The organism is Pantoea sp. RCC30.1, from assembly GCF_058148845.1.
Map to the genome: position 1 here is coordinate 174302 of NZ_JBXUHX010000007.1, position 11401 is coordinate 185702.

Below are 11401 nucleotides of genomic sequence, written 5' to 3' on the forward strand. Positions count from 1 at the left end.
TATGAATCAACCAGCAACCATCTTCGTCAGCATCGCCAGTTACCGCGATCCTGAATTACTGCCTACGCTCAGGGATATGCTACGGCATGCTGCATGTCCTGAAAATTTGCATATCGCAATTTGTTGGCAGGATGACAAAACCAGTGATTTTTTTGAATCTGCCGGCTTTGTACTACAGCAACGCAGGATATTTAATGAACAGGAAATCGTAACGTTCCTCTTTAATAAAGCCCGAATCGATATCATCATGATTCATTATTTTATCAGCCAGGGTGCAAGCTGGGCGCGCAGTCTGGCTGAGGCACTTTTTGAGAATGAAGAATATTTCCTGCAAATAGATTCTCACTGTCGGTTTATTCCTGACTGGGATAATGAAATGATAACGATGCTGCGGATGCTACAGGCGCAATCACCCCATCCCGTTATCTCAACTTATCCCCCGGCTTATACGCCAGGTGATAACGAAGCTGAATGCAAAAAATCTGACGTCAGCCGTCTGATTTTCCGGGAATATGATCGTCAGGGGATTCCCATGTTCAGCTCGACTCCTTTCAAGGCTTCAGCACCGATACGGGGAAGTTATCTGGCTGGCGGATTCATCTTTGCTTCGGGTCACTTTATCAAATCGGTCCCTAACGATCCGCAGATCTTCTTTGCCGGTGAAGAGATAGGTATGGCGGTCAGAGCGTTTACGCACGGTTATGATGTCTATCATCCTCATAAACTTCTGCTGTGGCATTTTTACCAGCGTGAAGAACATAGCAAGGTCTGGAGTGATCACAGTGATGAGGCGAAAAATCAGGGCAACATTGATAAAACGTGGTGGGAAAGAGATCTGACCGCCAAAAGGCGTATCAGAATTTTACTGGGGCTGGAGGCTGAACCGGCTTCTACACTGGCTCCCTATACACTGGGCCAGAAGCGGGGATTAAGAGAATTTGAGTATCAGGCTGGTATTTGTCTGCAAAGAGGTACAGCTTTGCCTGAAGTTCTGGGCGATGACAAGATTAATTACTTCGCGCAATCTCCGGCTAACGAGACGGAATGGCTTGAGCGACAGTATGCCTGGTTTAGTCAGACCATCACGCTGAATGCGGCAGACTATATCGTTAATGAACATGAAATAAGTGCGGTTTGCCTGAGTGTTTATAACGCGCTGAATCGTCTGCTTTACAAGCGGATGTTGCAGATCGACGAGCTGGAAACGTTGCGCCATAAGTCAACCAATGGCGATATTCTCCTGAATATTCAGTTTAAAACCGCCAGCATAATAACCAGACCAACAATCATCCGGATTTGTCCCTGGTCAGATATTTCTGGCTGGGGTAAGGTGCTGGAGAAATCGTGGTGAAAAGCAAAACCTTTCTTTGTCGGCTTATTGCGATAGATACCCTTATCGCTTTTGACGGCGTCATAACCTCGGCCGCAGATCTTCAACTCAGGCTCATTTCGCTCATTGAGCAATTTAATAAAGCGCTACTTGTTGAAAACCATGATGAGATGGAGAGCGAGGCGCTTTGTCAATTCCTGTGCTGCTATTTTGACCAGCGGCTCACAGATAATGAACGTGGTGATTTACTCCACTGGCAGCGCTATTCGCTGGAACCTCATTTTTACGGCTACAGTGAAAGCAGGCAGGATACCGCTCTTTCATCACGACTCAAGCCCCTGCTTTCTAGCGGCAATGAGGTGATGTTCAGTTACGCCTGGAAATTACTCACGCTGCTGAGGCAAACTGAAGGCCAAAGTGAAACACTTGTTGCGCTTCGTACAGCCTATCGCGAACGCCATTTTTCACATATGCGCGTCAGCCAGCCCACAAAACAGCTTGAATTTTTTAATACTCAGCATGAATTCACCGGTTCTGCCAAAATAATGGTGCTTATTATTGGGCCCTTCGCCAGAAAGTGGTTCAGGCAGTTCGATCTATTTTCTAACGATGAAGGTCAAATCGTTTGGGCCCTTGCTGATCATGCTCATACCGTAATTGATCGGATCGCTCATATAAAGACCCACCATCCCGAAATGGCAGTGCAGACTTATTTCCCACTGTTAGCGGATGGCTTTGAAAACAGCAGCATCATGATCGAGCAGATGATGGCATGGCTACACGCTTTTAAATCTGTACAGCTGTCAGAACCACTGCCCTGTTTTCTCGGACTTTACACACGTCTGAGCCAGCAGCGTGATGCTCATAATCCTGATAAAGCAATCTGGACTGGCCAATTGGCACCGGCAGCAAATTGCGATATTAAGCTGGAATCTCGATTTATTGATCTGATTAGCGAGCTTGAGGCTAACGATAGTGGTGATGACCTCTACGCCATACAGCGACATGCGCTGGGTTCAACCCTGGTTACCTGGCTGGCAGAACAGCGAATCATGAGCATGTTACAAAACTTGTTCGACAGTACATCACTTAAACTGGCTGGCGTAACACTTGCCGATTACGGGATGGGATTCACCCGCCATGGAGCCTGGTCATTCTGGCTGGCTGAGAAATGCGCTATCCTGCCTGGGCTGTCGGCCGCGATTACTCTGCCGCCACTGCCAGAGATCATTCTGCCATTGTCAAAATCTTCACGACCAAAATCGATCACCTCGCGGGTTACACCAGTTAACGTGCCCTATTCCCCCAGCAAATCCGGTTGGCCGAAGTTTGCGCTACCGCTGGGACTTATTGCCTTTCTGACGGTTGGCGTTGCCTATTACGTTAAGTTGAAAACCGATCCCGCTTTCCACTTGTTAAGCCAGATCGCCTTTCCGGAGAGCATGCTGCTAAAGGATCAAACACGCGACCCGCCAACCTTTTTTACACCCGCTAATATACCGCTGTTCCAACAAGGCAGCAGCAGGCTTATGCCAGATAGCGAGAAAGTATTGATGGAGGTAGCAGCAAAAATGAAGGAGGCGCCGTCCCAGACCTATCTCATTATCGGTCATACGGATAGTTCCGGTACTTATGTCATAAATAATGCCCTTTCAGTTGAGCGAGCCAACGTCATTCGAAACTGGCTGGCTGAGAAAAGTGGTTTGCCTGTCAGCCATTTTATCGTTACAGGGGCTGGCAATTCCCGGCCTATAGCCAGCAACGATTCTCCTGAAGGACGCGCGTTAAATCGCCGCGTCGAGATCATTCCATTGCACATTCAAAGTCAGTAAAAATAAGAGAGAATGTTATGAGCAGCAAACCAACCGTTTATCCACTTAATGAAGGGACGTTTATGACGTTCATGCCACAAGAGGATCAATCTATAAATATACTTCGCTACATGGACGAGGAAAATAGACCGTACAATATTCTGATTAACCGCGCCACGCTGGAACAGGATCAAACGGTAGATGAATTTTGTGAGCAGCAGTGTGAAAGAATGAAGCGTTTAGTTCCCGGTTTTGAAGTTGAGGGGAAAAACCTTAAGCATGAAATCGGTCCGGCAAAATTGCCGGTTCTGCAAACCGCAAATAAATTCCTGGAAGATGGTGTATGGGTACGGCAGGTTTCGTCTGTGCTCACTCTGCCATGGCATCCTGACCTCAATCCTCACTCACGCCGGTTGATGGTTTTCACTCTGGCCACAAATGATGATTTCAGCGAGGCACAACGTAAACATTACGTTCGTATTATTAATAGCTTCACACCGGTTGAAATCGCCGTTAGTCAGGAAAATTAAAGCAGCTTTTTAACCCGACTGTCAGCCTGGTAGTCGGGTTTACAGGATGAACGGTTTGCTCACACAGACTATTACTATCCGGAGAAATATAACGTCTATTTCACATCAGGCAGATAGCAGCAGAAGAGTGATGAATAATTTAAAAGTCATCATGGTAAAAATAAAAGAGGCATCAACGCAAAAAGCCGATTCATTTCTGAATCGGCTTTTTTAAAGAGATTGGCGGAACGGACGGGGCTCGAACCCGCGACCCCCTGCGTGACAGGCAGGTATTCTAACCAACTGAACTACCGCTCCGCGCTTTGTTCCCCGTCGAGAACGAGGCGCATAGTAATGGCAGGCCGTTACGGCGTCAACGCTTTTTCCAGGTGAGTGAATCGTTTGCTGTTTTTTTCAGCTTGGCGTTGATTTTATCCACAAAAACAGGCCATTCAGCCGCGCCACAGGCAGCCACCACCCTTTTTCATCACCAGATCCAGACGGGACTCATGGGCAACCACTTCCTCTTCGCTGGCCTTGACCACGCGCAGTGCAGAGGCTGGACGAACGATGCGCTGAATACTCTCTCCCTGAGCCTGACGGGCGCTTTCACTTTCCGATAAGAAGGAGAGTGACGTCTGACCGCCGGTCATGGTCAGGAAGACTTCGGCTAGAATCTCGGCATCAAGCAGTGCGCCGTGCAGGGTTCGTTTGGTGTTGTCTATTTCGTAACGCGAGCAGAGCGCATCAAGGCTGTTACGCTTGCCGGGAAACATACGACGTGCCAGCGCCAGGCTGTCAGTAATTTTGCAGAAGGTTTCGGTTTTCTCAATGCCGCGGTTCAGCTTTGAAAATTCGTAATCCATAAAGCCGATATCAAACGGCGCGTTATGGATGACTAACTCCGCACCGCGAATGTAGTCGAGAAACTCATCGGCGATTTCGCTAAAGGCCGGCTTGTCGGCCAGGAACTCATCGGCAATACCGTGGACGCCAAAGGCTTCGGGGTCGACCAGCCGATCGGGCTTGAGATACATATGGAAATTGTTACCGGTCAGGCGACGGTTAATCACCTCCACCGCACCAATCTCAATGATGCGGTGCCCCTCATAATGTACCCCGATCATGTTCATGCCGGTGGTTTCAGTATCGAGAACGATCTGGCGGTTATTTGCAGTGCTCATAAGACCCGTTTTATGTCAGACTTAGCGTTTTTGAGAGGAAGTCTACCAGAGATGCGCAAACAGGTAGAAATATTCACCGATGGATCCTGTCTTGGAAATCCCGGTCCCGGCGGTTACGGGGCGATTTTACGCTACGGTCAGCATGAGAAAACCTTCAGCGCAGGCTATCACCTTACCACCAATAACCGCATGGAACTGATGGCGGCGATTGTCTCGCTTGAAGCGTTGACCCAGCCGTGCGACGTGGTACTCAGTACCGACAGTCAGTATGTACGTCAGGGCATCACCAGCTGGATCCACAACTGGAAAAAGCGAGGCTGGAAAACCGCCGATAAAAAGCCGGTTAAGAATGTCGATCTCTGGCAACGTCTCGATCTGGCACTCAGCACCCACAACATTCAGTGGGAGTGGGTTAAAGGACATGCCGGACATCCGGAGAATGAACGCTGCGACGTTCTGGCCCGCAGCGCGGCTGAAAATCCTGCTTTTGAAGATATCGGTTATAAAACCGAGTCCTGATCCTCTGCCTTCCGGAACTGACGCGTAGCGTTGACCGCCTGGCGGATCTTGCTGGTGCTCAGGCTCTTCTTTGCCCGGGTCGGCAGCAACGGGAAGGTGCGCTTACGTGCCACCACAATATTCAGACAGCCCAGCGCCGGTAAGTGGGCGCTGATCAGTTTCCCGCCCTGCCGGTGCCACGGCAGCACCTGAAATCGGGTGCGATAGACCACTTCATAATTCAGCAGCCCCAGCCAGTCGACCAACCGCATCTGGCTGAACATCCGTCCGCTCCACGGCGCTTTGCGGGTTAATCCCGGCACTATCTTACTCACGCCGAGCAGACTAAACGGATTAAAGCCGCTGATAATCATCCAGCCATCGTCAATCAACACCCTGTCCACTTCGCGCAATACCCGGTGAGGATCCTGACTCCAGGCGAGAGTATGGGCCAGTAAACAGGCATCAATCGACTTTGACTCAAACGGCAGTTGCATCGGGTCAGCCAGCACCTGTAGCAGCTCACCCTGACTGCCCACATTGACCTGATGTGAAATAGCACAGTTTTCAGTGTTGATTTCTGCGCTGAGGTTGCCAAGCTTAAGCATATGAAAGCCATATAGCTTTCCGAGGTAAGGCTGAAGCTGCTGCGTTAGCGCGTCGCGGAAATAATCTCCCCACGGCATATCGCGCCACGACAGTGGTGCGTTCAGAATCTGGCGTGATTTAGCGGGCTTCATGCTTTACGCTCTTCCTTTTCCTACGACCTGCGAGAGGTGATGATGAATCTTACCAGTATTCCTGCGTTGCAGGACAACTACATCTGGACACTGACGGATGATGAAGGGAAATGCCTGATTGTTGATCCCGGCGAAGCCCAACCGGCGTTAGAAAAAATGGCGTCCAACGGCTGGGAGCCGGTCGCGATTCTGCTGACTCATCACCATAACGACCATACCGGCGGAGTGAAAACCCTGTGTGAGCATTTCCCGCAACTGAAGGTGTACGGCCCCCAGGAAACCGAGGCCAAAGGAGCAAGAACGGTAGTCAGTGAAGGCGATAAAGTTACGGTTCTGGGCCTGACATTCGAAGTGATCCACACCCCTGGTCACACTTTAGGACATATCTCATATTACAGCGCGCCTTATCTTTTTTGTGGCGACACCCTCTTTTCGGGTGGCTGCGGACGTCTTTTTGAGGGCACACCAGAGCAGATGTATGATTCTTTTCAAAAGCTTAATCAGCTACCAGGAGAAACACTGATTTGCTGTGCGCATGAATATACTTTATCCAATCTGAAGTTTGCTGCGGCTATTTTGCCCCATGACCCACAAATAACGGCCGAATATCAGAAAATTAAGGACTTACGTGCTGAAAATGGCATTAGTCTGCCAACAAAACTGGCGCACGAACGGACTATTAATTTATTTTTGCGAACGCAAGATGTTGATTTACAACACGCTTTAAACGTTAATGTTTCTGATGGGCCGGTATGGCATACATTTGCCGTTCTACGCGAGAAGAAAGACGGTTTTTGATTTTTCGGGTTGTGTTGTGAAAAGTCGTCAAGTATAGTTGCTCGTCTTTTAAGCGAACTATTGACACACATATGAAGGCTAAAGCGATATTACTCGCCTCAGTCTTGCTGGTGGGATGTCAGGCGTCCAGGAACGATGCCAATATCCCGGTACAGCATGCACAGAGTCTGTCTTCAGCTGGTCAAGGTGAAAATGAAAAGTACGGAGATGAGTTTTTGTCGCCGCGTTGGCAGGAAGATGGAACTGGCCTCGCAGCAGACGCAGATCTCTGGAGTTTCATTAGTGACGAGTTGAAGATGGGGATTCCGGAAAACCCGGCAATCCGCGAACAAAAAAGTAAATTTCTAAAAAATAAGAGCTATCTCCACGATGTAACATTACGGGCAGAGCCGTACATGTACTGGATAGTCGAGCAGATACAGAAACGTAAAATGCCGATGGAACTGGTACTGCTACCCATAGTGGAGAGCGCTTTTGACCCCCATGCAACATCATCCGCCAATGCCGCTGGTATCTGGCAGATTGTTGCGGCTACGGGTCGAAACTATGGTTTGAAACAAAACCAGTATTACGATGGGCGACGTGATGTGGTCGCATCCACGAAAGTTGCGCTGGATATGATGCAGCGTCTCAACACCATGTTTGACGGTGACTGGTTATTGACCATCGCCGCATACAACAGTGGTGAAGGACGTGTGCTCAAAGCGATTAAGCAGAACAAGGCGCGCGGTAAGCCGACTGACTTCTGGCATTTATCGCTGCCACGCGAAACGACTGTGTATGTGCCTAAAATGTTAGCTCTGAGTGAACTGCTCAAAAATAACAAGCGTTACGGTATCAAACTGCCGACACCTAATGAAAGTCGTGCTCTGGCACGAGTAGAAGTGGGTCAGCAGATACAGCTGACGCAGGCTGCCGAAATGGCGGGTATGTCGCTCACGAAACTGAAGAGCTTCAATACCGGCTACAAAGGCGGTGCAACAGCGCCAAACGGCCCGCACTACATTATGGTGCCGAAGTCGAACGTCGCGAAACTGCGTAACTCACTGGCTTCCGGTGACATCGCAGCGGTACAGCCTACGCAGCTTGCGAAAGCCAGCGCGAGTGGCGGTTATAAAGTGCGACGTGGTGATACGCTCTCTGGTATTGCCTCTAAACTTGGCGTCAGCGTCTCGACACTGAGACAGGAAAACAACCTGCGCGGTGCTGATATCCGACCGGGTCAAACTCTGACCATCGGTTCGAATGGCTCCCGACTGGCCGATAACGGCAACAGCATCACCTACCGTGTTCGTAAGGGTGATTCTCTTGACAGTATTGCCCGTCATCACGGCGTCAATATTAAAGACGTGATGCGCTGGAACAGTGTTCTGGACAGTGCGAAAGATATTCAACCCGGCGATAACTTAACGCTGTTTGTGAATAATAACGCTACACCTGATACCTGATACGTTGAAAAGGCTGACAATTGTCAGCCTTTTTCTTTTATTCATCTGCCACAGTTTACTCATCCCCCGGACTCCCCCTTCTGCAGGCACACTCAATGCATCGGACTAGCTTCCTGAACTGAACTCCACCAGTAAGGGGTTATGGTCGGACGCTCGCGTCACCAGTACAGATGCCTCGCTCACTCTGAGATCGCGATAGAAAACGAAATCCAGTGGGCGGCCAAATGCTTTGCGGCGGTGGTCGGCAGTGAACATCACCTCTTCCAGTTTCATCCGCTGTGCAAACCGGTAGAGCGCATTAATACGCTGACGGCTCCAGGCATTGAAATCTCCGGCCATAATCACCGGCCCCTGGTGATGCATGATCTGCTCGCCGATTGGCCCCAGCTGTTTACTGTAGACGTCGACACCCAGGCTGAAGTTAACCGCATGGATGTTCACGACCATCAGCATTTCACCGGCCGGCAGAGGATAGGCCGTGACCAGTGCCGATTTAGAGAGCCTCAGCAGAGGCTCACGCTCACGCAATGGGCAACAATAGACCGGGTGTGCAGAGGCGAGCGTCATTACCCCAGAGGGATGCTGAGGCAGCACAAAGGCGGGCACCTGATCGGCAGCCAGATAATTACTGGTCGCAAACTCCACCAGTTCCGGCGTGGTCTGCGCCTCCTGCAGTAATACCAGGTGCGCATCCTTGCCAAATCCTTCCAGTACCGACATCCAGTCTGCACGTTGCTGCTTGAAGATGTTCCATACCAGGACCTTGAGGTTTGGATGCGCAGGCAATGGCGCGCCGGGAGGCAGTGCCTGACCGAGATGGAGCATCGCGCCAGGTGGAAAGATCTGTTCCACTGGTTGTCCTGCTACATATCGCATTGCATAAGTTTTTTTGCGCACTTTCCCGCCTGGCTGATGATTCAAAAAATACAGTTAACATTTGTCTGTTATAGGGATTCTAGACCGGGGTTTCAATGAATGCAGGTGAATGTCAGAATTCATCACGCTTCTGCAGCATAAAGCAGCTCTTTTAAGTTCGCTAAGCAAAACGAGGCAGATTGGCTGACGACATTGAAGTTGTCATCATCGAGGGCTCTATACTGGTTATAACAACATTATCGGCTATAAACTCACTTAATGGCCACGTCACTGCAGGGAGGAAGAATGAAGGCATCTTCTGACGAACTAAAAGTGTTTGTCAGCGTAGTAGAAAGTGGGAGTTTCAGTCGCGCTGCTGAACAGTTGAAGATGGCGAATTCTGCCGTCAGCAGGACCATTAAAAAGCTGGAGAGCAAGCTGGGTATTGCCCTGCTGACCCGCACAACGCGGCAGCTGGCACTGACTCAGGAGGGAGAACGCTATTTTCGCCACGTTCAGCGATTTTTGCAGGAGATGACCACAGCAGAAAGCGATTTGATCGAAAGTCTGCAAGCGCCAAAAGGCCTGCTGCGGATTGATGCCGCGACACCGGTCATTCTGCATTTGCTGATGCCGATGATTAAGCCCTTCCGTCAGCGCTATCCTGAAGTGACTATTTCTTTAATCTCCTCAGAGAGTTTTATCAACCTGATTGAGCGAAAAGTCGATATCGCCATTCGTGCCGGCAATCTGATCGACTCGACGCTGCGCGCCCGGCTGCTGTTCAACAGCTTTCGCAAGGTGGTTGCTTCACCCGCCTATCTTCGTGAGCATGGGATACCACATACTGTCGCTGAACTTGATAACCATTACTGCCTTGGCTTTGATGACTCTCCAAAACTTAATCGCTGGCCCGTCTCCCGTGAAAGCGGGGAACTCTTTGATATCAACTGGGCTCTTTCTTCGAACAGCGGTGAGACTATTAAGCAGCTATGCCTTACCGGTAATGGTATTGCCTGTCTGTCGGACTATATGATCGATCGTGAGGTAGCGGAAGGAACACTGGTTGAAGTGCTGGCCGATCAGCGACTGCTGGTCGAGATGCCCTTCAATGCGGTTTACTATAGCGATATTGGCGTGAGCCAGCGTGTGCGGGCTTTTATCGATTTTCTCAGTGAGTGGACAGCTGAGCAACCTTGGCGCACCTGAGGTCTTAGAGGCCGGCTTATTGGCTACAATGGAAAAATCCCTGACCGTTAAGTCAGGGCTTTCCAATTAAGTGGCGGAACGGACGGGGCTCGAACCCGCGACCCCCTGCGTGACAGGCAGGTATTCTAACCAACTGAACTACCGCTCCACCGATTCTTTCACAGCTCTCAGCAACTGGCTGATCACCGTCTGTTCCTGTTGCTTTCCTTGTCAGGGGAAAAGGAACGAATTTGATGCCTGGCAGTTCCCTACTCTCGCATGGGGAGACCCCACACTACCATCGGCGCTACGGCGTTTCACTTCTGAGTTCGGCATGGGGTCAGGTGGGACCACCGCGCTAAAGCCGCCAGGCAAATTCTGTCTCCGCGCCGCCTCACGGGCCGCGCAGATATATCCGGTAACAAAGCTGAAAATCGTGTCTCTCAAAAACGCCTCTGGCGTTGTAAGGTTAAGCCTCACGGGTCATTAGTACCGGTTAGCTCAACGCATCGCTGCGCTTACACACCCGGCCTATCAACGTCGTAGTCTTCAACGTCCCTTCAGGACTCTCAAGGAGTCAGGGAGAACTCATCTCGGGGCAAGTTTCGTGCTTAGATGCTTTCAGCACTTATCTTTTCCGCACTTAGCTACCGGGCAATGCCATTGGCATGACAACCCGAACACCAGTGGTGCGTTCACTCCGGTCCTCTCGTACTAGGAGCAACCCCCCTCAATTCTCCAGCGCCCACGGCAGATAGGGACCGAACTGTCTCACGACGTTCTAAACCCAGCTCGCGTACCACTTTAAACGGCGAACAGCCGTACCCTTGGGACCTACTTCAGCCCCAGGATGTGATGAGCCGACATCGAGGTGCCAAACACCGCCGTCGATATGAACTCTTGGGCGGTATCAGCCTGTTATCCCCGGAGTACCTTTTATCCGTTGAGCGATGGCCCTTCCATTCAGAACCACCGGATCACTATGACCTGCTTTCGCACCTGCTCGAGCCGTCACTCTCGCAGTCAAGCCAGCTTATGCC

The 11401-nt window shown here is 50.4% G+C and carries 10 protein-coding genes, 2 tRNA genes and 2 rRNA genes; 7 read left to right on the forward strand and 7 right to left on the reverse strand.

What is annotated here, in order from left to right; all coding sequences use genetic code 11:
• Window position 1: 1 nt before the first annotated feature.
• From AC2LB6_RS09045 to AC2LB6_RS09055, 3 genes are read left to right on the forward strand one after another with little or no spacing between them, the layout of a single operon-like run.
• Complete coding sequence (locus AC2LB6_RS09045; protein ID WP_490093250.1) at window positions 2-1351, forward strand: GlcNAc-transferase family protein; 1350 nt, start codon at window positions 2-4, stop codon at window positions 1349-1351.
• Entirely contained in the window at window positions 1348-3162 is a 1815-nt protein-coding gene (locus AC2LB6_RS09050) for an OmpA family protein (protein ID WP_490093251.1), read from the forward strand. Before AC2LB6_RS09045 ends, AC2LB6_RS09050 begins: the two co-directional genes overlap by 4 nt.
• Before the next feature lie 17 nt (window positions 3163-3179).
• Complete coding sequence (locus AC2LB6_RS09055; RefSeq protein WP_490093252.1) at window positions 3180-3671, forward strand: DcrB-related protein; 492 nt, start codon at window positions 3180-3182, stop codon at window positions 3669-3671.
• A gap of 220 nt (window positions 3672-3891) precedes the next feature.
• Here AC2LB6_RS09055 and AC2LB6_RS09060 read toward each other — a convergent pair.
• Both AC2LB6_RS09060 and dnaQ read right to left on the reverse strand, forming a co-directional pair.
• A tRNA-Asp gene (locus AC2LB6_RS09060) sits at window positions 3892-3968 on the reverse strand.
• A 134-nt stretch (window positions 3969-4102) separates the two neighbouring features.
• On the reverse strand, window positions 4103-4834 hold the full coding sequence (dnaQ, locus tag AC2LB6_RS09065; RefSeq protein WP_490093253.1) for a DNA polymerase III subunit epsilon: 732 nt from the start codon (window positions 4832-4834) through the stop codon (window positions 4103-4105).
• A gap of 51 nt (window positions 4835-4885) precedes the next feature.
• Between dnaQ and rnhA the strand changes: the two genes are divergently transcribed.
• Window positions 4886-5353 (forward strand): ribonuclease HI, encoded by a 468-nt coding sequence (gene rnhA, locus AC2LB6_RS09070; RefSeq protein ID WP_490093254.1) that lies wholly within the window; start codon window positions 4886-4888, stop codon window positions 5351-5353.
• Here the strand turns inward: rnhA and AC2LB6_RS09075 are convergent.
• Window positions 5335-6072, reverse strand: coding sequence for a class I SAM-dependent methyltransferase (locus tag AC2LB6_RS09075; protein ID WP_490093255.1), 738 nt, complete (start codon window positions 6070-6072; stop codon window positions 5335-5337). The genes rnhA and AC2LB6_RS09075 overlap by 19 nt on opposite strands.
• 42 nt (window positions 6073-6114) lie before the next feature.
• Here AC2LB6_RS09075 and gloB point away from each other — a divergent pair, with 42 nt between their 5' ends.
• The gene (gloB, locus tag AC2LB6_RS09080) at window positions 6115-6870 is read left to right on the forward strand and encodes a hydroxyacylglutathione hydrolase (protein ID WP_490093262.1); all 756 of its coding nucleotides are present in this window, start codon (window positions 6115-6117) and stop codon (window positions 6868-6870) included.
• 71 nt (window positions 6871-6941) lie between these two features.
• On the forward strand, window positions 6942-8318 hold the full coding sequence (gene mltD / locus AC2LB6_RS09085; protein ID WP_490093256.1) for a murein transglycosylase D: 1377 nt from the start codon (window positions 6942-6944) through the stop codon (window positions 8316-8318).
• A 105-nt stretch (window positions 8319-8423) separates the two neighbouring features.
• Here the strand turns inward: mltD and AC2LB6_RS09090 are convergent, their stop codons facing one another.
• Complete coding sequence (locus AC2LB6_RS09090) at window positions 8424-9215, reverse strand: endonuclease/exonuclease/phosphatase family protein (RefSeq protein WP_031590451.1); 792 nt, start codon at window positions 9213-9215, stop codon at window positions 8424-8426.
• 264 nt (window positions 9216-9479) lie between these two features.
• On the opposite strand from AC2LB6_RS09090, the gene yafC reads away from it, so the two are divergent.
• The gene (yafC, locus tag AC2LB6_RS09095; RefSeq protein ID WP_490093257.1) at window positions 9480-10382 is read left to right on the forward strand and encodes a DNA-binding transcriptional regulator YafC; all 903 of its coding nucleotides are present in this window, start codon (window positions 9480-9482) and stop codon (window positions 10380-10382) included.
• A gap of 71 nt (window positions 10383-10453) precedes the next feature.
• On the opposite strand, the gene AC2LB6_RS09100 is transcribed toward yafC, so the two are convergent.
• The 3 genes from AC2LB6_RS09100 to AC2LB6_RS09110 form a co-directional block, all read right to left on the reverse strand.
• Window positions 10454-10530, reverse strand: a tRNA-Asp gene (locus AC2LB6_RS09100).
• Between the two features lie 87 nt (window positions 10531-10617).
• Window positions 10618-10733 (reverse strand): 5S ribosomal RNA (gene rrf, locus AC2LB6_RS09105).
• A 93-nt stretch (window positions 10734-10826) separates the two neighbouring features.
• Window positions 10827-11401 (reverse strand): 23S ribosomal RNA (locus tag AC2LB6_RS09110); the annotation flags it as partial.

Bases quoted from the DNA above. Each gene is read 5' to 3' on its own strand.
- dnaQ (WP_490093253.1), bottom strand. From the start codon at position 4,834: ATGAGCACTGCAAATAACCGCCAGATCGTTCTCGATACTGAAACCACC.
- gloB (WP_490093262.1), top strand. From the start codon at position 6,115: ATGAATCTTACCAGTATTCCTGCGTTGCAGGACAACTACATCTGGACA.
- yafC (WP_490093257.1), top strand. From the start codon at position 9,480: ATGAAGGCATCTTCTGACGAACTAAAAGTGTTTGTCAGCGTAGTAGAA.
- mltD (WP_490093256.1), top strand. From the start codon at position 6,942: ATGAAGGCTAAAGCGATATTACTCGCCTCAGTCTTGCTGGTGGGATGT.
- AC2LB6_RS09045 (WP_490093250.1), top strand. From the start codon at position 2: ATGAATCAACCAGCAACCATCTTCGTCAGCATCGCCAGTTACCGCGAT.
- AC2LB6_RS09055 (WP_490093252.1), top strand. From the start codon at position 3,180: ATGAGCAGCAAACCAACCGTTTATCCACTTAATGAAGGGACGTTTATG.
- AC2LB6_RS09075 (WP_490093255.1), bottom strand. From the start codon at position 6,072: ATGAAGCCCGCTAAATCACGCCAGATTCTGAACGCACCACTGTCGTGG.
- rnhA (WP_490093254.1), top strand. From the start codon at position 4,886: ATGCGCAAACAGGTAGAAATATTCACCGATGGATCCTGTCTTGGAAAT.